Source organism: Bartonella sp. AP72JLCBS, assembly GCF_042195705.1.
In the GTDB taxonomy this organism is placed as follows: Bacteria; Pseudomonadota; Alphaproteobacteria; order Rhizobiales; family Rhizobiaceae; genus Bartonella.
On sequence record NZ_JBHIOU010000006.1, the window covers coordinates 1 to 24,407 of the forward strand.

Here is a 24,407-nt window from a genome sequence, read left to right on the forward strand (position 1 = left end):
GCTAAAAGCGCGTTTTGTTTAGCCATATCGGTTAATCCACTGTAGAAGAGAGCATTTGGCATGACCAAATAGCTTGCTGTTTGTGGTACAGGGGCAACGGTAGGGATATTTGTTTCAGGATCAGGATTTGAACCAGAATTGGAGCCAAGCAGTTCGGGTTGCAAACGGAAATCCCAGAAATTTTCATTCTTTTCATCAAAGAGGTTTTGCGCAATATCGGCTTTTCCTTGGCTTGAGTCTGGTCCATAGGCACGTAGTGTATACATATCCGGTAAGCCACCTCTTGTGGTATAGCCATTTACCAGTTTGAAAGAGTTTTCTTCTGCTTTTCCAGAAACTTGAATAAGTGAAAGACCCCGGACATTGGCAGCAGCAGAGGTATTTGCTTCGATATTGTTCTCTTCTAAGCGCCCCGTGACATAAACTGATGTGTTGCCAGAGACATCCCCATGGATCAAAAGCCTATCGGTTTTTTGGTCATTTATTGCAGCACCATCACTCCAAGCCGTGTTGAAGTAAATCTTTGCATCACCCGTTGCATTGTAGACTTCTTGCGTGTCTGGTTTACCAGAACCTATATGCAATGTTTGGTAATGATCTTCTGTTGGTCCATTAAAGATAATGGAGCTGTTATCGAGATTAAGCGTGGAAATATCAGAACGAGATCTTTGAGCGATATCAAGGAGATTGCCATCATCATCTTTTTCGTTTTTGCTAATTTTCAACGTCCATGTTGTATTGTTTTTTAGATCAAAGTGCACATTTCTGTCTTTAGCAATATTTGCTCTGCCCTCTAAAATAGACTGATCTGCGCTTAATGTGAAGGTGCCGTTGGAGATCGTTTTAACCTCTTTACCATCCCACAAATCTTTATCTTTCCATGATGTTTTGTCCCAAAAAATACCATCTCCTAATAATACGTCAGCATGGACTTCTGATTTTTTAAGATTGACTGTGCCGATTGATGGAGCAGCAGCATCTTCGATGCTTTTTTCAACAACAGTTCTAACGAAAATTCCTGTACCATTTTCAGCATGAAGCTCTGCATTGGTCAGATTGATCTCATTACTATGATATTTTTGTGGATCATGCGAGCTATTCGGATTATTATCGGAGAAAGTTGCGAATTGTAAACCGGCAACTTCTGCTGTGGCAGAAACATCTGTCAGATCAATATGTCCGCCATTTATTACAACCAGTGCAGCCATTTTTGCTTCTATTGTATTTTTCTTCCCCTTCTGAGGAGTATCGGATTGGGTATCTAGGCTTTTAGAATTAGTATCAATAGCACGATTGCTCGTTTTAATTGTGCTACCTTCAATGACAAAAAGACCAACATCAACATTTTGAATGGTTGTTTTGCCATTGAATTCAACTATACTATCGGCATCCCAAATGTTTACACCAACGGTTGCTGCTTCGGACTCACCACCGGTTATTGTTAAATCTCCGCTAATGATTTGACTTCCACCGTCTGCATAAAAACCTTCATCGACATTTTGAATGGTTGTTTTGCCGGTTAACTGAATTTCACTACCAGAATCCTCTGTCCGTACACCAGTGCTTATTTTGCCGAGATTTTCATTAATTGCTTTACCACCGACTACTGTTAAATTTTCGCTGGTAATTTTGCCACCATTTATTGCTCTAAGACCCTTCAAAATATTATTAATCGTTGCCGTTCCATGCAATTCAATTCTGCTATCAGGACCAAGTGCAAGTGCACCGGTTCCCGCGTCATTCGTTGTTAAAGCTATATCCGTGACATCAATCTGTCCACCATTTCGTGCCTCAAGCCCATGTGTGAATTTTTCAATGGTTGTTTTTCCATTTAGTTCGATCTTGCTGTTAGGCAGGTCAACTCCTACACCAGTGCTTTCTTCTTTTGCTCCAGAACCGATGAGTGTTAAATTTTCGCTGGTGATTTTACCACCATCAAATGCTCCAAGACCGTTCAAAGCATTGTTAATCTTTGTATTGCCTTTTAATTCAACTATGCTATCAGAACCAAGTGCAAGTGCACCGTTTCCGAAGTTATCGGTTGTTAGAGTAACATCCGTAATTTCAATACGTCCACCATTTTTTGTAAGTAATGCGTTTTCATGTCCATTCAAACTTCCTCCTATGACAGCCCCTCCTTTCATTGTGATCTTGGATTCTATACCATCTGCATGGAGTCCAGTACCATTAGGTGATGCGACTGTAACATTGTTGTTTAAAGTAATGATGCTGCCATTTTGAGCAGATATTGCTGTATTTTTTGCACGAAATGATCCTCCAGAGATTGTTATTGTCGAGTGATCATCTGCAGATATGCCTGTTAGTGCTTGAGTAACGGTTACATTGTTCAAGGTTACTGTGCTGTTTTTAGCACTTATTCCTAAGGATAGTGAACTGTTATCGTTTTCACTCGATATTACTACGTCTTCCAGCTTGTTTTTTTTACTCTTACTGTCAGAAAAGGAAGCACCAGTGCTAGATAAAATGCCAGATGAGGAGGCCTCCATTCCAGAATATGTAATTGTTCCCTTAGTCATTTGAAGTGTAGCACCGTCTTTGGCTTCAAGGCCTAAGAAAATACCAGAACCAGTGCCTTTAATGATTGTGCCATCCAGTAACTCAATCGCACTGTTAGCACCTTCTGCTGTTACAGCATAGACGGTTTGGTTTGTGCCTTGGTTTATATCTTTATTCGTAACAATGGTTAAATGTTTTCCAATGATTTTGCCACCGTCTTTTGCGTGAATAGTTTCGTAGGTTTTATCGGATACTTCTTGTTGTTTTCCCTCAGAAACTACGAGGGTTTCAGCATGTGCACTGAACTGGATGTTGAACAGGATAATAGCGGCTGCAGCCGTACATGATAAAAGGGATGTTTTATACACTAGTATTCTCCTTATGAGAGCCCCAAAATATTCATTTCCCCGCGAACTTCATAAGAAGAAGTGAAAATGGATAGTTGTTATTACTTTCAGTAATTGTCTTTAATTTGGTAAGACATTTTTGGTTTTTTGTCAAAATTAAAAAATAATTGATATTAATTATGTATAATACAAAATGTATTTATAATGGATTTTATTTAAAGAATTATAATTTTGAATATTATTATTCAGAGAAATATTGTGAGCTACTGATATAGTGGTACCATAACATCTTTTACGTGATGGTAGGGATTATTATATGACGCAAATTGGGGTTATGAGGGAACAAAAAAGGATGTAGAAGAAGCTAGTAAAAAAGCTAACTTACTTGGGCTTAAAGTGGGCTTTCATCTTTCAACACAGTGGTATTAATTTATTTCTAATAGACTTCTCTTTTTTTCAAAGTAGGAAGTACTCTTCATCCACTGGGGATGGAAGTGCTCTGTTGCGTTTGTTGTGTCTTGTCTTGGAGATTTTCGTAAAGAACTAAGTATAAAGAGGGAAGGGTGCTTTAAAAGGAAAAAGGATGACTTTAATGTACAAAAAGGGCAGCATATTGTGCTGCCCTTTTTATTAAATTGAATAGAATGAATAGGCTATTTTTACAGCCTTGATTTAAAACTGATAGCGTATGCCACCTGAAAAGCTTGCACCACTTATACCAGTTTTCTGAAGCTTTTGTCGATAGCTTACATCACCGTAAAGAGAGAAATTGTGAGACAGTTGTGCATTGATGCCAACGCCGCCCTCAATTGCTGTTCCCATGGGATCAAGGTCAAAATCTCTGCCAATCTGGATGGTACCATCATCACCAAAGGTTTTGATCAAGTTTGCTTTTCCATAGAAGGAAATGGCAGGACCATTTTCAGTGGTCATAATGGTTTTGGTTAAACGTCCACCAACACGGATCAACCATTGAGAAGGATTGTTCATATCAATTTTTAAATTATCAGCATCTTCAATGGTATCAAACATCAAATGTTGATAAGCAAGTTGTATTTGGGGCTCGAAGGTTAAACCTTCCATTCCGGTAGAAAATTGTTTGCCAATGGTGGTGGAAATACTCAACATTTTTACATTGTTCAATTTCGCGGTTTTACTAATGATAGCATTGGTGATATCGCCCTTTATTATCCCATAGGATAAAAGCGTATCGATATAGAAACCACTGTCATGTTGTACACTACCATAGGCAGTGAGAGACCATTTATCTAGGGTGCTTTTACTTGCATCCTGCATCTCTTTTGGAGTGAAAGACAGCCGCCCATAGGTGCCTAAAAGACCAAGATGTGTAGTAGTGCTGTGCCCTTCTAACGTAGTCAATGCAACCCCACCTTGTATAGCGGCGTAGCGAATATCAGCACCATAACCATATTTAAGGGGACTGCGTTTCGAGGATAAGGTTCCTGTACCCCCATAGGTAGAGAGGAAGAAACTGTTTTTTAGATTTTTCTGCTCTCCCAAGACTGTTGTTCTCATATTGGCTAAAAGTGCATTTTGCTTGGCCATATCGGCCAATCCAGTATAAAAGAGGGCATTTGGCATAACCAAATAGCTTGCCATTTGTGGTACAACTGCTCTTACTTTTGAATCGGGGTCAAAAAATTCAGGCTGCAAACGGAAATCCCAGAAATCTTTATCCTTTTCATCGAATAAGTTTTGGTTAGCATTGGCTTTGCCATAGCTTGAGACTGGTCCATAGGCAGTCAGCGTATATTTATAAGGAGTTCCTCCTATGGTGGTATAGCCATTTTTCAATTTAAAGGAGTCTTCTTTTGCTTCTCCAGAAACTTGAATAAGTGAAAGTCCACCTATATTTGAAGGAGGAGAAGCATTTTCTACACTCTCTTTATCCCCTGAAACACTTTTGACATAAACTGTTGTGGTGCCTGCTACATCACCGTGAATGAGAAGCCTATCGGTTTTTTGTGCATCTATTGCAACACCATCACTCCATATAGCGTTGAAATGAATTTCTGCCTCACCAAAGGCATTATAGACTGCTAGAGTGGTTGGTATTCCAGATCCTACATGCAATGTATGATAATGATCTTCTACCGGTCCATTAAAAACAATAGAACTATCATTAAGATTGAGCACAGAAATATCAGAACGTGACCTTTGAGCAATAGCAAGCAGTTTTCCGTCATCATCGGTTTCTTTTGTACTGGTTTTCAATATCCATGTTGTCTTGTTTGTCAAATCAAAGCGTACGGTTCTGTTTTCTGCAATTTTTGCTCTTCCCTTTAATACCGAGTGATTAGCATTTAATGTAAAAGCAAAATTATTTTCTTTAGTTGAAGCTTTTGCTGCTAATAAAATATCGGCACTGATTTCTGAATTTTTGAGATTGGCTATACCGATTGATTGGTCTGCGTTAATTCCAATGCTATTTTCAGTGCGAATCTTTGTATTTGTCAAGTTGATTTCTAAGGCGTTATCGTCCTCGGATTTATCAAATATTATGCCACTGTTTTCTGCTGTTGCAGAAACATTTGTTACATCAATATATCCGCTATTTTTTACAACAAATGCTGATCCTTTTGCTGCTACGGTCCCTCCATTCATTTTAATTGTGCCACCGTTTTCTGCATAAAGTCCGATGAAAGTATTGCTAATCGCTGTATTTCCATGCAATTCAATTAAGCTGTAAGGATTGCTGGCAGCTGCACCGTATCCGTTGCCATCCATTGTTGTTAGAGCAACGTCTGTGACCTTAATATGTCCACCATTCATTGCGAACAATGCCATGGTTGTCGCAGTTACTGTTCCCCCAGTCATTATGATTGTGCCACTATTTTCTGCATCAAGTCCGGTTACAGCATTATCAATAGTTGTCTTCCCATACAATTCAATCAAGCTATTAGGATCGGTGGTAGCTGCACCGTATCCGTTACCATACATCGTTGTTAGAGCAACATCTGTGACCTTAATATGCCCACCGTTTTTTGCAAACACTGCCATGTTTGCAGCGGTTACAGTTCCTCCCGTCATTGTGATTGCACCACTATTTTCTGCATTAAGCCCGATGAAAGCATTATTAATTGTTGTCTTTCCATGCAATTCGATCAAGCTATCAGGATCGGTGGTAGCTGCGCCATAGTTACCATTTATTGTTGTTAGAGCAACATCTGTGACTTTAATATGCCCACCGCTTTTTGCAAGCAATGCCATGTTTGCAGCGGTTACAGTTCCTCCCGTCATTGTGATTGCACCACTGTTTTCTGCATTGAGCCCGATGAAAGCATTATTAATCGTTGTCTTTCCATGCAATTCAATCAAGCTTTCAGGATCGGAGGTAGCTGCTCCGTATCCGTTACCATACATCGTTGTTAGAGCAACATCTGTGAGCTTAATATGTCCCCCGCTTTTTGCAAGCAATGCCATGTTTGTTGCGGTTACAGTTCCACCTGCCATTGTGATAGTACCACTATTTTCTGTATAAAGTCCGATGAAAGCATTATTAATCGTTGTCTTTCCATGCAATTCAATCAAGCTTTCAGGATCGGAGGTAGCTGCTCCGTATCCGTTACCATACATCGTTGTTAGAGCAACATCTGTGAGCTTAATATGTCCCCCGCTTTTTGCAAGCAATGCCATGTTTGTTGCGGTTACAGTTCCACCCGCCATTGTGATAGTACCACTATTTTCTGTATTAAGCCCGATGAAAGCATTATCAATTATTGTCTTTCCATATAATTCAATCAAGCTGTCAGGATCAGTGGTAGCTGCACCGTATCCGTTGCCATCCATTGTTGTTAGAGCAACATCTGTGACCTTAATATGTCCACCGTTTGCTGCAAACAGTGCCATGTTTGTTGCGGTTACAGTTCCATCCGCCATTGTGATAGTACCACTATTTTCTGTATAAAGTCCGATGAAAGCATTATTAATTGTTGTCTTTCCATGCAATTCAATCAAGCTGTTAGGATCGCTGGTAGCTGCCCCGTATCCGTTGCCATCCATTGTTGTTAGAGCAACATCTGTGACCTTAATATGTCCACCGCTTTTTGTAAGTACTGCCGCGCTTTTCCCAGTTACAGTTCCACCCGCCATTGAGATAGTACCACTATTTTCTGTATAAAGTCCGATGAGAGCATTATTAATTGTTGTCTTCCCATCCAATTCAATTAAGCTTTCAGGATCGGTGGAAGCTGCACCGTATCCGTTTCCGTCCATCGTTGTTAGAGCAACATCTGTGATCTTAATATATCCACCGTTCATGGTAAACAATGCTGCGCTTTTTGCAGTTACAGCTCCTCCCGTCATTATGATGACACCACTGTTTTCCGCATCAAGTCCATTTATAGCATTAGTAATCGTTGTCTCTCCATCCAATTCAATAAAGCTGTAAGGATCGGTGGAAGCTGCCCCGTATCCGTTTCCGTCCATCGTTGTTAGAGCAACATCTGTGACCTTAATATATCCACCTTTTTGTGCAAATAATGCTCTATTTCCCGCAGTCACTGTCCCTCCCATCATTATGATTGTAGAGAATAAACCGTCTGCATAGAGTCCATCACCATCAGATGATGTAACTTGAACGCTGCCTTCTTTACTATTGGCTAAAGTAATGAAGCTGCCGTTCATTACGTATAGCCCTGTGTGTTCTCCATCAAATGCTCCTCCTAATATCGTTACTTGTGAACCATCTTCTGCCGATATGCTGGTGTCTGCTTGCGTAATGGTTACATTTTCTAAAGTGAGATGACTTCCGGCAAAGGCCGTTATTCCTGTGTATAAAAACTCTTCTTTTTCATTTTCTAATTCACTTTCCCATCCAGGGTCTAATTCATTGTCCGATGTTTTCACACTTTCTAGCTTGTCTTGATCACTTATGCTGGTATTTGCATAAGTAATGGTTACATTTTCTAATTTGTTTTTATCGCTTTTGCTCTCATTGAAGAACGCACCAGTTTCAAAAGCCGTAATGGTTCCTCCAGTCATTGTGATTGTGCTACCGTTTGTTGCATAAAGCCCAATTACAGCGTCATTAATTACCGTATTTCCGTGTAGTTCAATTGTGCTGTCAACATCATTAGCTATTGCACCGATTCCGGTGCCATCTTTTTTTAAAGTAACATCTGTGACGTCAATATGTCCGCCATTTTCTGCAAGTAATGCTGTATTTTCTCCAGTGACTGATCCTCCTATCATTGTGATTGTGGATTGTGCACCATTTGCATAGAGTCCGTCACCATGAGATGATGTAACTTGAACACTGCCTTTTTTATTATCGGCTAATTCACTATAGGTTAAAGTAATAGCGCTGCCTTCCGTAGCAGATATTCCTTTGAGTTCTCCATCAAATTCTCCTCCTAAAATCGTTACTTCAGAATGATCATTTGCAAATATACTGGTGTTTGCTTGCGTAACTGTTACGTTTTCTAAAGTAACTTTGCTTTTGTTGTCGGCATTTATTCCCTTGTCCATGAAGTGGCCATCTTTACCGCTTGATATTGTTACACCTTCCAGCTTATTTTTATCATTCATACTGTTTTCGAAGAAAGCGCCAATTTCAGAAACCGTAATAATGCCTCCAGTCATTTTGATTGTAGCACCATCTTTTGCATTAAGACCAAGACGAATGTCAAAATCAGTTCCTTTAATGGCTGTGTCTTGCAGTAATGTAATCGCACTGCCAAGACCGTCAGCTGTTACAGCATAAATATCCGTGTCTTTATTCCCAACCACAGTTAAATGTGTGCCGGTGATTTTCCCGTTGTCTTTCGCATTAATAATCTCATACGTTGTGTTAGATACTTCTTTTTTCTCGCCGGAAACTTCAAGAGTTTCAGCATATACATTGAGATGGGTGTTGAATAGCATGACAGCTATGACAGCTGTGCAGCATAAAAGGGATTTTTTACACATCAAGATTTTCCTAACTTATAAGAGCCACACACTCTTCCCCCGCTTATAAGAAGGATATCAAATGGATGGATATTTTAGAGATGGAACGTGAATAGGATATTTTTATTTTTGTGTAAAGTATAAATTAACTTATACATTTAGCATATAATGTATTATATTTAAATTCATTTAGTATTAAATGAATACATTATGTTAATATTATGTAAGTATTATAAGTTTTTCTATTCAAGATATGTGTTATGTTTGCATAAAACTTGTTGCTTATGCTTAAAGAAAAGAAATAGGCAAGAAAATTTCAAAAAACTGTATACTTGAGCCTGATAGGGATCTCTTCCAACATCATGAAACCAAAGATGATACCATAGCTTTCATGTTTTTCTTTAACACGGTTATGATAAAATAGCGCTCATTGATTTTTCAATCGACTTTTAGTTTTTTCAAGGGATATTTTTACTAGTTAAAAGCGCGATATTTTATTGTCTTGAGTTTTTTAACTAATTTTCTTAAAGAAAAATGTTGGCGGTGTGTATTGGTAGAAAAGAATAGGGGAGAGATAAAAAGGCAGCATATTGTGCTGCCCTTTTGTTAAATTGAATAGAATGAATAGGCTATTTTTACAGCCTTGATTTAAAATTGATAGCGCATGCCACCTGAAAAGCTTGCTCCAGAGATACCAGTTTTTTGAAGCTTTTGCTGATAGCTTACATCACCATGAAGGGAGAAATTGTGAGACAGTTGCGCATTGATGCCAACGCCGCCTTCAATTGCAGGTCCCATAGGATCAAGGTCAAAGTTTCTACCAATATGAATGGTACCATTATCACCAAAGGTTTTGATCAAGTTTACTTTTCCATAGAAAGACATTGGACGGTTGTTTTCAGTGGAAATAGTTTTTGTCAAACGTCCACCAACACGGATCAACCATTGAGAAGGATTTTTCATATCAACGGTAAAATTATCAGCATCTTCAATGGTATTAAACATCAAATGTTGATAGGCAATTTGTGCTTGCGGCTCAAATGTTAAACTCTCCATTCCGGTTGCAAACTCTTTGCCAACAGTGGTGGAGATACTAAACATTTTGGCATTTTGCAATTTTGCGGTTTTGCCAATGATAGCATTGCCGATATCTCCTTTTAGAATTCCATAGGATAACAGTGTATCCATATAGAAACCATTGTCATGCTGCACGCTGCCATAAGCTGTTAGTGACCATTTATCCAATGTGCTCTTACTGGCATCCGCTATGTCCTTTGGAGTGAAAGACAGCCGCCCATAGGTGCCTACAAGACCGAAATGTGTTGTGGTATTTTGTCCTTCTAATGCCGCGAATGTGACTCCGGCTTGGAGAGCAGCATAGCGGATATCAGCACCATAACCATATTTGAGAGGTCCGCGTTCAGAAGATAAGGTTCCTGTGTTTCCGTAAGTATAGAGGAAGAAACCGGTTTGTTTTTCCTCTTCTTTTCCTAAGACAGATGTTCTGATATTGGCTAAAAGCGCGTTTTGTTTAGCCATATCGGTTAATCCACTGTAGAAGAGAGCATTTGGCATGACTAAGTAATTGGCCGTTTGTGCTACAGGGACGATCACACTTGGACCAGAACCAGAATCTGTTTCAAGAATTTCTTTATGTAAGCGGAAATCCCAGAAATTTTCATTCTTCTCATCAAAGAGGCTTTGTGCAACATCGGCTGTACCGTGGCTTGACTCTGGTCCATAGGCCGTTAGCTTATATTTATAAGGCAAACGATTTCTTGTGGTATAGCCATTTACGAGTTTGAAAGAGTCTTCTTGTGCTTTTCCAGATACTTGAATGAGCGAGAGGCCACCTATATTGGAAGGATCAGCAGCATTGACTACACTACTTTCATCTCCTGAATCGCTTTTGATATAAACTGTTGTGGAGCCTGAGACATCACCGTGGATCAGAAGTCTATCGGTTTTTTGATCGGCACTTGCTACGCCATCACTCCAAGCAATGTTGAAGTAAATCTTTGCGTCACCAGAGGCGTTGTAGACTTCTTGCGTGTCTGGTTTACCAGATCCTATATGCAATGTGTGATAATGATCTTCTACCAGTCCATCAAAAACAATAGAGCTGTTATCGAGATTAAGCGTGGAAATATCAGAACGAGATCTTTGAGCGATATCAAGCAGATTGCCATCATCATCTTTTTCTTTTGTACTGGTCTTTAGTGTCCATGTTGTCTTGTTTTTCAGATCAAAACGTACATTTCTGTCTTTAGAAATATTTGCTCTGCCTTCTAAAGTTGAATGATCAGCGCTTAAGGTGAAGGTGCCATTGGAGATCGCTTTAACCTCTTTATTGTTCCAATAATTGTCATTTTTCCAAGATTTTGGATCTTCGAAAAGACCATCTCCTAACAATACATCAGCATGGATTTCTGAATTTTTGAGATTTGCTGTACCGATTGATAAAGTTGGAATATCTTCCATGTTTGTGTTAGTAAAAGCTCCAACAAAAATTCCTGTGCCATTTTCAACGTGAATATCTGCATTGGTTAAATTGATTTCACTGCTTTTACGTTTTTGTGGATCATCTGGATAATCTAGATCAGGATTAGAGAGAGCTATAAATTGCAAACCAGCAACTCCTGCTATCATAGAAGTATTCACGACATCAATATGTCCGTTAAATGCCGCCCATAGTGCAACTTTTTTTGCTTCTATTTTATTTTTTATTGTATTCTCTGCTGCTCCAATATAACCATTCGTCATCTTAATTGTGCTATTATTTCCTGCAAAAAGACCAACATCAAAATTTTGAATGATTGTTTTACCATTTAATTCGATTGCACTATCAGACTCCGCAACGTTTACAGCAACGGTTTGTTGTTTACTTTCACCACCAGTTATTGTTAAATCTCCGCTAATGATTTTACTTCCACCGTCTGCATAAAAACCTTCATCAACATTTTGAATGGTTGTTTTGCCCATTAACCTAACTTCACTACCAGAGTCCGATGTCCATATACCAGTGCGCTCGTTGTCGGGGCCTTCAAGTGCTTCACCACCGATTATCGATAAGTTTTCGCTAATGATTTTACCACCGTTAACTGCTCCAAGGCCGCCCAAAGTATTGTTAATTATTGTATCACCATGCAATTGAATTGTGCTGTCATTGCCACTTACAAATGCACCGCTTCCTTTTCCCTCTGTTGTTAGAGCAACATCTGTGGCATCAATATGCCCTCCGTTGATTGCGAATAACGCTGTTTTGTTCGCGGCTACGGATCCTCCCGTCATTATGATCTTAGATCCTGAACCGTCTGCAAGGAGTCCTTCGCCATTAGATGATGTAATGTTAGCATTGTTTTTTAAGATAATCGTACTGCTGGTTTCGGCGCTTCCTCCTACATCACGTCCACTAAATGATCCTCCTGAGACCGTTATTGTTGAGTGGTTATTTGCAACTATACTGGCGGCTGCTTGAGTCACTGTTACATCTTTTAAAGTGACGGTACTTTTATCTGCTTTTATTCCAAAGTTCAGTAACGCATCGTCTTTATTATTCGATATCTTCACACCTTCCAGCTTGTTTTCACCGCTGTTACTGTTTAAAAAGCCGGCACCAACTAGAGAAGTTTTAATGGTCCCTCCAGTCATTTTTATTGCGCCACCATCGTTTGTTGTAAGTCCAATTTCACTATTACTAATCGTTGTTCCTTCAAGCAATTCAACTACACTGCCTTCGCCATTAGAAAATACACCAGACGATATATCTTCGTCACCTAGAGATACATCTGTAACATTTAGAGACACATTTGTGACCGTAATATGTCCACCATTTTCAGCAACCAATGCATTACCTTTCCCCGTGACGGTTCCTCCCGTCATGCTGATGGTGGAGTTTGAACTATTTGCATAGAGTCCAATGTTATCAGATGATGTAATGTTTGCATTGTTGGTTAAAGTGATGGCGCTGCCGTTTTGAACAGATATTGTTGTATTTTGTGCATGAAATGATCCTCCTGAGATTGTTATTGTCGAGTGATCATCTGCAACTAAGGCATTGGTTGCTTGCATGACGGTTACATCTTTTAAAGTGACGGTACTTTTATCTGCTTTTATTCCAAAGTTCAGTAACGCATCGTCTTTACTATTCGATATCTTTACACCTTCTAGCTTGTTTTCGCTGTTGTTACTGTTTAAGAAGCCAGCACCAACTAGAGAAGTTTTAATGGCTCCTCCAGTCATCTTGATTGCACCATCGTTTAGTGCTTGAAGCCCGAGTGCACTATTACTAATAGTTGTATTTCCAAGTAATTCAATTACACTGCCTTCACCAACAGAAAATACACCAGACGATATATAGTCGTCACTTGGAGCCACATCTGTGACAGTTAGAGCCACATCTGCAACAGTAATATGTCCACCATTTTCAGCAACCAATGCATTACCTTTCCCCGTGACAGTTCCTCCCGTCATTGTGATGGTGGATTTTGAACCTTCTGCATAGAGTCCAACATTATCAGATGATGTAATGTTTGCATCATTGGTTAAAGTGATAGTGCTGCCGCTTTTAGCAGATATTGTTGTATTTTGTGCATGAAATGATCCTCCCGAGATTGTTATTGTCGAATCATTCTCTGCAAATATACCGGCGGCTGCTTGAGTCACTGTTACATCTTTTAAAGTAACGGTACTTTTATCTGCTTTTATCCCAAAGTTCAGTGGCGTATCGTCTTTATCACTCGATATTGTCACATTTTCTAGTTTGTTTTCATGACTGTTACTGTTTAAGAATCCAGCACCAGCTGCAGAAGCTGTAATGGTTCCTCCAATCATCTTGATTGCGCCATCATTTTGGAATGCAAGCCCGATTGCACTACCACTAATTGTGGTCTTTCCAAGCAATTCAATTACACTATTTGCGCCATTAGAAAATACACCAAATGACTTATCGCTATCATTTGTTTTTAGGGTAACATCTGTAACAGTAATATGACCACCATCTTCAGCAACCAAAGCACTCGCTTTTCCCGTGACGTTTCCTTCTATCATTGTGATGGAGGAGTTTGAATCTTTTGCATATAATCCAACATCATCAGATGATGTAATTTTTGCACCGTTTGTTAAAGTGATGGCGCTGCCGTTTTGAGCAGATATTGTTGTATTTTGTGCATGAAATGATCCTCCCGAGATTGTTATTGTCGAATCATGATCTGCAAATATACCGGCGGCTGCTTGAGTCACTGTTACATCTTTTAAAGTGACGGTACCTTTATCTGCTTTTATTCCAAAGTTCAGTGGCGCATCGTCTTTACCACTCGATATTGTCACATTTTCTAGTTTGTTTTCACGGCTGTTACTGTTTAAGAAGCCAGCACCAGCTGCAGAAGCTGTAATGGTTCCCCCAGTCATCTTGATTACACCACCGTTTTGTGCTTGAAGCCCGATTGCACTATCACTAATCGTTGTCTTTCCAAGTAATTCAATCATGCTACCAAGGTCATCAGAAGCTACACCAAGTCCATCACCATTTGTTTTTAGGGTGACATCTGTAACAGTAATATGGCCACCGTATGTTGTCGTTACTGCTTCCTCTTTCGCTGTAATGCTCCCTCCTGTCATTTCGATGATGGACTTTGAACCTTCCGCATAGAGTCCAGCATCGTTATATGATGTAATTTTTGCACCGCCAGTTAAAGTGATGTTGCCGCCGTTTTGAGCAAATATTGCTGCTTTTTCTGCATCAAATGATCCTCCTAAAACTTTTACTGTGGAATCATATGCATCTATGGCAGTTTGTGCTTGCGTCACTGTTACATTATTTAAAGTGACATTACTGTTAGTTGCCTTGATTCCATTGATTAGTGGCGCATCATCTTTCCCACTTGATGTCACTACATCTTTCAGTTCGTTTTCTTTGCTCTTGCTATCTAAAAAGAATGCACCAACTTTGGACGCTGTAATGCTTCCCCCAGTCATTGCGATTGCGCCACTTTCTTGTGTTTTTAACCCGATTGTCGCATCATTGATCTTTGTATCAGATAATTCAATCACACTGTTTTCACCTTGAGACAATGCGCCGAATCCACTCTCAATTTTAGTACCCTTATTATATGCAGGGTTATCCCCTTCTGTAGTAGGTGCACTTGTGGTATCTTCCTTAGCTGTTAGAGTACCACCCGTGACTTTAATATGACCACCTTCGTCTACAGATAATGCTGTATCTTTTCCAGTGACGCTTCCTCCTGTCATTATAATTTCGCTCTTTTCATCGATGGCATGAAGTCCGTTACCATTAGATGAGGTAATGTTAGTACCGCCATCTACAGTAATGGTGGCGCCGCCTATAGCATATACGCCATCCATTTTACCTTCGAATGATCCTCCGGATACTATAACTTGAGAAACGACATCCGCAAGTATACCAGTTTCTGCTTGCTTAACTGTTACATTTTCTAAAGTGATAAAACTTTCGTTGTTTATTTCTATTCCAAGGAGTGATGATGCTTCATTTTTATTATCTGATATCACTACATTTTGCAGTATATTTCTACTATCCTTACTACCATCAATATAAACGCCAGTTTGAGAAGTTTTAATGTTCCCCCCAGTTAGGTTGATGTTAGCGCCGTCTTTTACAGAAACACCGAAACGAACATCAGAATCAGTGCCTTGAATATTTAAGCTATTTAATTCAAGCGCACTGTTAGAACCTTCAACTGTTACAACATATTTATCGCTACCTGTGTCTGTATTTGTGTTTTCATTTCCAGTTACAGTTACAGTACTGCCGGTGATTTTTCCTTTGTCTTTTACATAAATAGTCTCGTACGTTTTTCCGGATATATCTTTTTCTTCGTTGGCAACGTCAAGAGTTTCAGCATGTGCAGTGAACTGGATGTTGAATAGTATGATAGCAGCCGCAGCCGTGCATGATAAAAGGGATGTTTTATACACCAGTATTCTCCTTATGAGAGCCCCCAAATATTCATTTCCCCGCAAACTTCATAAGAAGAAGTGAAAATGGATAGTTGTTATTAATTTCGATAATTGTCTTTATTTGGTAAGATATTTTTGGTTTTTTGTCAAAATTAAAAAACAAATGATATTAAATTTGTATTAATTTATATTTAACACACAATGTGTTTGTAATTATTTATATTATATAATTAAATTTATTGTAAATCTATATTATAGAAATTATAAATATTATTATAATAATTACATAAGTTATATTATTTTTTTATAAAGTAATAATAGTATTTTCTGTAATACTTCTGCATTTTTATAACTTGTCAAAGTAAGTGATGACGGTAATACTCAAACACTATTGCTAGCACTTTTGATTAGTTATACCTTATTTATCATAATATTCTAATATATTTGATCTTGATATCCAAAGGAGTTGGGTGCTCTAGTATAAGAATACATTCTTTCTCCTGTTGGGGATATTTTAATAGTATACGACTAAGTTTTTATAAGCTGTTGATGTATCGATGACATTTGAAAGAGCCAGAGCCCAAGCTTATAAATCTTAATCAATGAAGATGCTTCAAGTTGAAGGCTTGAAATCAACAGTGCTTTTATATCATCAAAGTGCACCTTCATTGAAGGATTATTGCTTTCGTTATTTCGAATTTTTGACATATTTTTGACAATAAAATCTAAAAAATTGCTTCTGAGGAATTTTTTAATATAAATAATATGTAACGTTTTTATGGCGATAGGTTTATGAGATATAAAGTTGAATTGGTAATCACCGTGATTGCTTTTACTCTCTCTGGTTGTTTTAATCTTGATTCTGAAAAAATAAAAAGAGACAAGAGGCTTTATCATGATGCATTCATGGATTGGTCGATGAAAGAAAAGTCTCTTACAAAAAATTATACTGCTATCATTATGGCTGATCCGCAACCGTGGCGTTTAAACTCTGGTGATGCCAATGGAATATCAAACAGAGAGCCATGGTTAAAGATAAATGAGCAGGTTGCTGGTGTGATAAAAGCGCACAAGGCTGCATTCCATATTGTCAATGGTGATCTGACGGAGTTTGGACAACAAAAAAACTATGATGATTATAAAAATGTTTATAAAACTCTTGGAACGCCTGTCTATGAGGGGCTAGGGAATCACGATTATGCCAATAATGTTGGTAATTGTACAAATCCTCAAGAATTCAGCTTTTACAAAGATGCTTGTGCTATAAGTGCAGTTTCAAGAATGGTATCGGAAATCAAAAAATACCGTAGTCAATTATCGCATTTTAATGCAGATGTTACTGAAAGCTTGGTTCCCATTTCGGGTGGAAATATTCGCTCGATAAGGGGGAGTTTGAGTTATTCTTGGGATTATGGAGATGTTCACTATGTGCAGCTTCACAATTATCCAAGCTATACGGTTGGTTTGAAGGGGCAGTCTACAGAAGTGCAAATCAATAAATCTTTAGATTGGCTTAGGAATGATTTAGCTGCTGCTGATGCAAGAGGTAAAGTGACAATCATTAATTTTCATGATGCGCGTGCTGCTTCCATTGATGGTGAATCCTTTTTTATTCGTAAAAAGAATGCTAAAGATTTGTCGGTCTTTAAGTCAATTATTACCTCTCATAATGTTAAAGCAATCTTCGTGGGTCACACGCATTATCAGTCTTATTGCCGTGCGAAAAATGATAAGGTTTTTGGAAATATCCCTATCTATATAGCTGGTGCGCTTTTTAATGGAGATTATTACCTCATAGATGTGAAAGGCAAGACCATTCACGTTAAAGCCTATAATGGAGAAATAGGAAAACCGCTTTTAATTAAAGATCTTGGTGTTATAGGGAAAGACACCCAATTTTCGGCAAGTTGCAGTAAGTTATAATAGGATTTGTTTCTTTGTCTTAAAGCATGAGGGAAAAAACGTATTATATGTGCGGACTTGAAGAGCAGTAGGAGTGTCTAAATGTTACTTAGGAATAGAGTGAAAAATCAGACATCTTTTTTATATCTTTTTCAAAGCTGTTAAGATTTCAGGTTATACGCTATAAGTGCAATGGTTTAATGTGAACTGAGCTTTAATACAAAGCAGAATAATGGTTTGTTATTCTATTTTTTCTTTTTAGGCTTTCATCTTTGAAGAAAGGGGAGTTTGTCAAGGGTGTGTTCATAATTTGCTAGCACATGTTGTCCAGAATTATCAAGAAGGCTGTTTCTATTAGTTTGTTGCGGTATAATTATCAAGTTATGCCCTTTGTTAGAGTTTATAATATCTACTCATGGGCAACTCTTTTCTTTTTCATAAGAAAAGCTTTTTATTTTGATCAATTTTTTACTTATAATCTTCAAACAATTGATGTTTTGTGATGCTATATAATTTCTCTTGATTAACCGTATGAACTTTTAGTTGTATTACAATTTTATCTTCTTCTTTTATACGTAAGTAAATCGTTACAATAATATGATACAAATATTGGAGTCTGTTTATAGCTGTTATGGTCTCATGCAATTATCCTTAGATGACTCTCACGTGTTTTGGCAGTTTTATCTTTGCTTTGAGAGAGGTGTAAAAAGGGAATTTTAAGAAGTTCCAGTTTAGAAAGAGCTTTTTTGCCCGCGAAAAGCTCTCTGATGCTGCCAAGGCTGGTATGGAACAAGCGGGCGAAGATCTGGCTAATTCGATTGTCGATGGCTTTATGTCGTCTATCTCACAATTGATGGATTTTTGTAAATCTTTGCCTAGCCGCATTAAGGGGTGGATTGGTTCCATTGATGTAAGAGAGTTTTTGCCAAGTTTTTTGGGGGGTAAAACAGCCATTCAACCGATTGCACAATTTGCGGGGGCTTCTCCTGTAAATTCATCTGCGAGAGAGCAAAGAGACAAAGACCGTTCCCCCATCACACACAATCAAAATGTCACAGTGCATGTTAATGGGGCGCGTGAACCCATGGCCACTGGTCGTGCGGTTGCCCATGCTTTGCAACGGGCACGCGCTAATGCGCTGCATGGCGGGACAGAGTAATGATACAATCAAGGAGAGGGCGTCTATGAGAGATCCTTTGCTGATGTTAGGTCCACATCTCTTTTACGTGGACTGGCTGAATTTCCAATCCTTTGAAGAAGAGTTTTCTGCCTCATGGGTTTGTATGGAGCGTTTTGGCAAGGCACCCAGTTTGCAATTTACCGGCTATGGCAATGATGCAAAAACCATTCATGGGGTTTGGTTTCCAGAAGAGTTTGGTGACCGTGTAGCCATTGATGCCATCACTACAACTATCCGAAGAGCAAAGCCGGTCCAGATGCTTCGTTGGATCAATGATACGACCTATAGTGTCCTTCTCCATGGACCCGTAGTAATCACCACGATCAATAAAGACCACGACTATATCAGTCGCTCTGGTCAATCCCAGCGCATCCGCTATTCCATTACGCTCTTGCCCTTTTTTAATGGCGGAAAACCACAAGGACAATACCAGGTGGGACAAATCCAAGAGGGATAAACTCTATGAAGATACCAGAAAAGCGCGTTATTGTAGAGCTAGAGGATATGAGCCTCGATCTCCTCTGCTTTCACCATGCCATGGCTGTGTTCAGAGACCGCATCCAAGTTGGGGGACTAAACGGCTATTTAGAAGCCACACTGGAAGCCAATCCAGAGATTGCCAAATATGGTGTGTTTTTACCGCGGGGCTTAAAGGTCATTCTGCCTGAATTTGTGTTGTCTAATCCCCAAAGCATGGTGAAGCGGTTATGGGATTAATGCGTACACACCCTTTTATTGTGGTCAAGGTGGGAGACAAACCTGTTCATGAGGTTTTTTATCAGCGTCTTTTAACCGCAACCATTACGGACCATGCCGGTAATGAAGCCGATACATTTGAAGCAGAATTTGATGATAATGGCAATGATTTAGAGGTTCCACAAACGGGCAACGCTCTCCAGGTGATCTTTGGCTATGAGAACAGCATCAGTGCTTTTATGGGGCGTTTTGTTGTCGAATCGGTTGTAAGTTGTGGGGGCAGTGATGGAGAGATTTTGCGCCTTTGTGGCAAAAGTGCCTCGATGCGTAAAGAGCTTAAAGAACAGGTGAGTGAGCATTTTGATCACAAAACTGTTGCTGAGATTGTTGAGACACTGGCCAAACGCCATGGCTATCAAGCAAAGGTCAGTCCTCAGTTCACCAAACAAACTTTACCTTATGTGATTCGTACAGATCAATCGGCTGTTGATTTTTTAACCCGCCTTGCCGACCGCATGCGGGCACGTTTTTTAATCAAGGACAATAAGTTTTTATTTTTAAGCGGTGACAATTTACCAGTACTCGACATCCATAAGTATGACTGTTCTAACTGGGAATTCACATTAGAGCCACGCACGCAATATGGCACCATTGAAGCTGCTTATTTTGATCGCTCAAAAGGGCAGCAATGCCAAGTCAAGCATCAGACAGGGTTTAGCGTTCTCGTGCGGCGTTTACGGACTTGTTACACTTGTGAGGAGGAAGCACGAGCTGCTGCTGCTTCCGAGTCGGACAGGTTGTGTCGTGCTGTGGGCAGTGGTTCTTTGACTCTTGCGGGGCGACCAGAAATCATGGCGGATCAACCTCTGCTTCTTCAAGGGTTTCGTGGGCAAATCAATGGGCCATGGAAAGCTTCCACTGTCACCCACTGCTATGAAAAACAAAGTGGATACACCACAGAAATTACCTTTGAGGCACCAAACAAGGGAAAAGAGGCAGGAGAAAAGGAAACCTCTGAGTGACAAAAAATCAAAGGGTCAACTTGACCCTTTGATCGGTGTTGAAGAGTATTGATACCAAAATCAAAAGTTCGCACTTTGGTGTGGAGGTAAGGAATAGGTGCAACTTGCACCAATTGCTAAAACGAGAAATAGGATCAAGTTGATCCAATTGCATGAGTACAGCAATAGGGTAATGTTTACCCAATTCCTCAAAGGATCAATGGTGCAAACATTGCACAATTGCAGACTGAAGAGCAATTTGGTCAAGTTGACCGAATTCCTTAGACGCTTCTCTTTTTAATAATGTCCTGAATAATGTGCTTAGGATACAGAAAAATTATCAGTCAATTTGATTGATCATCTCAAATTGTGATTTTGAGCAGAAAAGAAAAAGAGGCTTTAAATGATCTTTGAAGATCCTTTGAGAACCACTTTAAAACTCTTTGAAAAAAAATAAATTGGTACAAAACCTAGTGGCAAAATATACAAAACCCGCTGGCAAGCTACACACAAGCTACAATACAAAAACCACTGGCAAGCTACACACAATAAAAAAGCAATGGTAGCGGAGGAGGGATTTGAACCCCCGACACAAGGATTATGATTCCTCTGCTCTAACCTACTGAGCTACTCCGCCAAAATAAGCAATCATAATTGTCGATAATTACATCTTTTGCGGATATAAGGGGTAGAATAGTAAGATGTCAAGCATCGTTTTTAAGCTTTTCTCTTGTCATTCTATTTTATCCTCGATATGTAAAAGTGTAATTTTCATATGATAAGGTAAGGTAAGGCATGAAAATGGTGCCACGTGTAGCGGTTTTAGGATGCGGTCATTGGGGTGAAAATCATATACGGACACTCCACTCTCTCGGGGCTTTAGCAGCAGTTTCTGATATTGATATTGATCGTGCTGCTAGTTTTGCAACACTGTATGGTGTAGAGGTTGTTACACCAGATGATCTTTTTACTCATCGAGATATTGATGCGCTGGTATTAGCGTTGCCGCCACAATTGCATACGCAAAATGTGCTCCGTGCTGTTAAAAATGGTAAAGATGTTTTGGTGGAAAAACCAATAGCCTTGAATGTTTCTGATGCTAAACGCCAAGTTCAGGAGGCTGAGGCCTATGAGCGAGTTTTTATGGTGGGCCATATTTTGCGTTTTCATCCAGCTTTTGAAAAAATGTGTGAATTGGTGAAAAACGGAGATGTGGGAGATGTGCGATATATTTATTCTCATAGATTAGGCTTTGGAAAATTTCACACACACAGTGATGCTTTATGGGATCTTGCCCCTCATGATCTTTCAATGATTTTGGCGTTGACAGGATGTGAACCTTGCGAAATTCGCGGTGAGGGGGCTGCTGTCGTTGATCAGATTTCTGATTTTTCTCATATTCATATGATTTTTCCAAATGGTGTGCGTAGTCATCTTTTTACTTCACGCTTGAGTTCTTATCGTGAGAGGCGTTTAACTGTTGTTGGAACAAAGGCTATACTCGTTTTTGATGATATGGAACCGTGGAGTCGTAAATTGGCAATGCACCATTTTGCCGTTTGGAAAGAAAATCAAGAGTGGGCTTTTAGCATGGATGAGCTGAATTACATTGATGTTTGTGAAGATTTGCCGCTTACTTGCGAATTACGGCATTTCCTTCATTGTATTGAAACGCGTCAATCACCTCGTACAAATGGTGATGATGCTATTGCGATTTTACGGATTTTAACAGCTGCTGATGTCAATTATGATAGATAAAAGAGATAGGTAGCGCTTTTGCATTCTTGTGATGATCAATGGAGTTAATATGCAATTCATCGACCTTGGGGCGCAGCGTGCGCGTATTGAAGATAAAATTAATTCTGCAATTGCGCATGTAGTCGCTAGTGGTAAGTATATTTTGGGGCCAAAAGTAACAGAATTTGAAGAGAAATTAGCAGAATATCTTGGCGTTAAACATGTGATTGCATGTGCTAATGGAACAGATGCTTTGAAGATGCCTCTTATGGCTAAAAATATTGGTCCAGGGGATGCTGTTTTTTGTCCTAGTTTTACATTTTCAGCAACGGCTGAAGTGGTTGCTTTGGTGGGGGCTAAACCTGTTTTTGTCGATGTTTTACCTGATACATTCAATATTGATGTTGAAAAACTTTCTCACGCTATCGAAATGGTAAAAAAAGAGGGACGTCTAAAGCCAAAGGCTATTATTGCCGTTGATTTATTTGGGCTTTCTGCTGACTATGTGCAAGTTGCTCAAGTGGCTGCAAAGGAAAATCTTTTTGTAATTGAAGATGCTGCTCAATCTATGGGGGGGAGAAGCGATAATACTATGTGTGGTGCTTTTGGTGATGTGGCTGCTACAAGTTTTTATCCTGCAAAACCATTAGGATGTTATGGTGATGGAGGCGCTATGATGACCAATGATGATCATTTTGCAGAACTTTTACGCTCTATTTTGTTTCATGGTAAAGGTGAAACGCAATATGACAATGTACGTATTGGTATGAATTCGCGCCTAGATAGCATTCAGGCTGCAATTTTACTAGAAAAGTTTGCGATTTTTGAAGATGAAATGGAAAAGCGTGTAGAAATTGCTCAACGCTATTCCAATGGCTTAAGAGATATTGTTACAGTTCCAGAAATAGGAGAAAATATTCGTTCTGCTTATGCACAATATACGATTAAGGTAAAAGAACGGGATAAATTAAAAGATTTTTTACAAAAAAATTCTATCCCTACAATGATTTATTATAAAACTCCTTTACATCAACAGCCAGCTTATAAACACTTCCCTTATGTAAAAGATTCCCTTTCTGTTTCAGAGTCTTTAGGAGAGTGTGTTTTAAGTTTACCAATGCATCCTTACTTGACACAAACGGATCAGGATATGATTATCAAAAAAATAAGAGATTTTTATCACTCTTGAGAGCGTGTTTTTATCCTTAAAATTATGGTCAAAGCTCTATTGGTGATCCATCTTAGAAGGTATTTTTTGTTAGAGTGTGTGGCCAATGTTTTGGTATTATTTCCTTTCTAGGACCTATGAAATGTTGTCCTTTAGAGCGGTGATATGATTAGAAAGTGAAGCTTCTAGACAAGAAGATATTTTTTAACAGAACGGTATGGGCTAAGAAACTTTGTCCTTTAGCTTAGCAAAAAAGTCACGTTTAGTAAAAAGGATTTGGGTTATGAAAGTTACAATGAACCTTTGTTGATTTTACTCTTCATTTAAGGTGTTTTAAAAGATAACTTATTTAACAGGGCTTTTGGAGAGAAAAGTTATTTTTTGGCGAATACGTGAGGCTAGGTCATTTTTGCTTTTGGATTTTTGAATCAATGTGTTGATGGGTGATGTATTCCCCTCTTGTAGCGCTATTTGAGCTGCCAATGTTGCTGCAAGTTCTTTTGTTTCTTCTCGGAGTTCTTCTAGCAATTGGTGGTTAGCGGTCGTGTCCAGCTCATGAGTTTGGATTTTTTGTAAGCGTTGCTGATAGTGTGCGACTTTTTCACGCATCATTTGTCTTTCCTTTGGAAGTGTGTAGTGTGGCGATATTTTGTTTGATTGCTATCGCTTCTTTGGTGAGAGTATCTTTTGTGGGGAGGCATAGCCGATAAAATTGTTCTGTTACTTGGCTCAGTTGTATTTTTTGTTGGACATATTTTTTTTGCAAAAATTCGTACTTTTGTTGGTTGTTTGCTAATTCTACAGCATGTTGTGCACGAAGAAAATCGTGATTTGCTTCTATTTCCGCGAGTGATAATGGCATTTTCGCACAAACATCTTTATACGCAAAATGAACGGCTTTACGCCAAATAAAAGGAGATAAAAGCACCAGTAACCAGGAAGTGAAAGCAACTCCAAGTATAAAAAAAAGAAATGATTGAATAAGCATAATACCCCTTTTCAAATAAGAAACC

The 24,407-nt window shown here is 39.0% G+C and carries 12 protein-coding genes, 1 tRNA gene and 1 pseudogene; 7 read left to right on the forward strand and 7 right to left on the reverse strand.

Annotated features, from left to right (window positions below; genetic code table 11):
• The 4 genes and pseudogenes from ACFILO_RS04460 to ACFILO_RS04475 all read right to left on the reverse strand — a co-directional run.
• The coding region (locus tag ACFILO_RS04460) for an autotransporter outer membrane beta-barrel domain-containing protein (protein ID WP_375677908.1) at positions 1 to 2,885 on the reverse strand (2,885 nt) is incomplete at its 3' end.
• Positions 2,886 to 3,536: 651 nt separating this feature from the next.
• A complete protein-coding gene (locus ACFILO_RS04465) occupies positions 3,537 to 8,795 on the reverse strand; it encodes an autotransporter outer membrane beta-barrel domain-containing protein (protein WP_375677909.1) in 5,259 nt (1,752 codons plus the stop codon).
• Between the two features lie 627 nt (positions 8,796 to 9,422).
• The gene (locus tag ACFILO_RS04470; RefSeq protein WP_404977283.1) at positions 9,423 to 12,803 is read right to left on the reverse strand and encodes an autotransporter outer membrane beta-barrel domain-containing protein; all 3,381 of its coding nucleotides are present in this window, start codon (positions 12,801 to 12,803) and stop codon (positions 9,423 to 9,425) included.
• A gap of 519 nt (positions 12,804 to 13,322) precedes the next feature.
• Positions 13,323 to 15,137, reverse strand: a pseudogene (locus ACFILO_RS04475) (autotransporter outer membrane beta-barrel domain-containing protein); the annotation flags it as partial.
• A 1,365-nt stretch (positions 15,138 to 16,502) separates the two neighbouring features.
• On the opposite strand from ACFILO_RS04475, the gene ACFILO_RS04480 reads away from it, so the two are divergent.
• From ACFILO_RS04480 to ACFILO_RS04500, 5 genes are all read left to right on the forward strand, one after another.
• A complete protein-coding gene (locus ACFILO_RS04480; protein WP_375677910.1) occupies positions 16,503 to 17,633 on the forward strand; it encodes a metallophosphoesterase in 1,131 nt (376 codons plus the stop codon).
• Positions 17,634 to 18,396: 763 nt separating this feature from the next.
• Positions 18,397 to 18,771, forward strand: a complete 375-nt coding sequence (locus ACFILO_RS04485) for a hypothetical protein (RefSeq protein ID WP_375677911.1) — start codon at positions 18,397 to 18,399, stop codon at positions 18,769 to 18,771.
• Positions 18,772 to 18,796: 25 nt separating this feature from the next.
• Entirely contained in the window at positions 18,797 to 19,249 is a 453-nt protein-coding gene (locus ACFILO_RS04490; RefSeq protein ID WP_375677912.1) for a phage tail protein, read from the forward strand.
• 5 nt (positions 19,250 to 19,254) lie between these two features.
• Positions 19,255 to 19,509, forward strand: coding sequence for a tail protein X (locus tag ACFILO_RS04495; RefSeq protein ID WP_375677913.1), 255 nt, complete (start codon positions 19,255 to 19,257; stop codon positions 19,507 to 19,509).
• Positions 19,509 to 20,510 carry a phage late control D family protein gene (locus ACFILO_RS04500; protein ID WP_375677924.1) on the forward strand — a complete coding sequence of 334 codons (1,002 nt, stop codon included), beginning with the start codon at positions 19,509 to 19,511 and terminating at the stop codon, positions 20,508 to 20,510. Before ACFILO_RS04495 ends, ACFILO_RS04500 begins: the two co-directional genes overlap by 1 nt.
• A gap of 539 nt (positions 20,511 to 21,049) precedes the next feature.
• Here the strand turns inward: ACFILO_RS04500 and ACFILO_RS04505 are convergent.
• A tRNA-Met gene (locus ACFILO_RS04505) sits at positions 21,050 to 21,126 on the reverse strand.
• Between the two features lie 164 nt (positions 21,127 to 21,290).
• Here ACFILO_RS04505 and ACFILO_RS04510 point away from each other — a divergent pair.
• The gene (locus tag ACFILO_RS04510; protein ID WP_375677925.1) at positions 21,291 to 22,247 is read left to right on the forward strand and encodes a Gfo/Idh/MocA family protein; all 957 of its coding nucleotides are present in this window, start codon (positions 21,291 to 21,293) and stop codon (positions 22,245 to 22,247) included.
• A gap of 49 nt (positions 22,248 to 22,296) precedes the next feature.
• Entirely contained in the window at positions 22,297 to 23,415 is a 1,119-nt protein-coding gene (locus ACFILO_RS04515) for a DegT/DnrJ/EryC1/StrS family aminotransferase (RefSeq protein WP_375677914.1), read from the forward strand.
• Between the two features lie 324 nt (positions 23,416 to 23,739).
• Here ACFILO_RS04515 and ACFILO_RS04520 read toward each other — a convergent pair whose 3' ends face one another.
• Complete coding sequence (locus ACFILO_RS04520) at positions 23,740 to 24,006, reverse strand: hypothetical protein (protein ID WP_375611955.1); 267 nt, start codon at positions 24,004 to 24,006, stop codon at positions 23,740 to 23,742.
• Positions 23,996 to 24,382 carry a hypothetical protein gene (locus ACFILO_RS04525; RefSeq protein ID WP_375611956.1) on the reverse strand — a complete coding sequence of 129 codons (387 nt, stop codon included), beginning with the start codon at positions 24,380 to 24,382 and terminating at the stop codon, positions 23,996 to 23,998. The genes ACFILO_RS04520 and ACFILO_RS04525 overlap by 11 nt, the downstream gene beginning before the upstream one ends.
• Positions 24,383 to 24,407: the final 25 nt, after the last annotated feature.

Bases quoted from the DNA above. Each gene is read 5' to 3' on its own strand.
- ACFILO_RS04465 (WP_375677909.1), bottom strand. From the start codon at position 8,795: ATGTGTAAAAAATCCCTTTTATGCTGCACAGCTGTCATAGCTGTCATG.
- ACFILO_RS04480 (WP_375677910.1), top strand. From the start codon at position 16,503: ATGAGATATAAAGTTGAATTGGTAATCACCGTGATTGCTTTTACTCTC.
- ACFILO_RS04485 (WP_375677911.1), top strand. From the start codon at position 18,397: ATGGAACAAGCGGGCGAAGATCTGGCTAATTCGATTGTCGATGGCTTT.
- ACFILO_RS04490 (WP_375677912.1), top strand. From the start codon at position 18,797: ATGAGAGATCCTTTGCTGATGTTAGGTCCACATCTCTTTTACGTGGAC.
- ACFILO_RS04495 (WP_375677913.1), top strand. From the start codon at position 19,255: ATGAAGATACCAGAAAAGCGCGTTATTGTAGAGCTAGAGGATATGAGC.
- ACFILO_RS04500 (WP_375677924.1), top strand. From the start codon at position 19,509: ATGCGTACACACCCTTTTATTGTGGTCAAGGTGGGAGACAAACCTGTT.
- ACFILO_RS04510 (WP_375677925.1), top strand. From the start codon at position 21,291: ATGGTGCCACGTGTAGCGGTTTTAGGATGCGGTCATTGGGGTGAAAAT.
- ACFILO_RS04515 (WP_375677914.1), top strand. From the start codon at position 22,297: ATGCAATTCATCGACCTTGGGGCGCAGCGTGCGCGTATTGAAGATAAA.
- ACFILO_RS04520 (WP_375611955.1), bottom strand. From the start codon at position 24,006: ATGATGCGTGAAAAAGTCGCACACTATCAGCAACGCTTACAAAAAATC.
- ACFILO_RS04525 (WP_375611956.1), bottom strand. From the start codon at position 24,382: ATGCTTATTCAATCATTTCTTTTTTTTATACTTGGAGTTGCTTTCACT.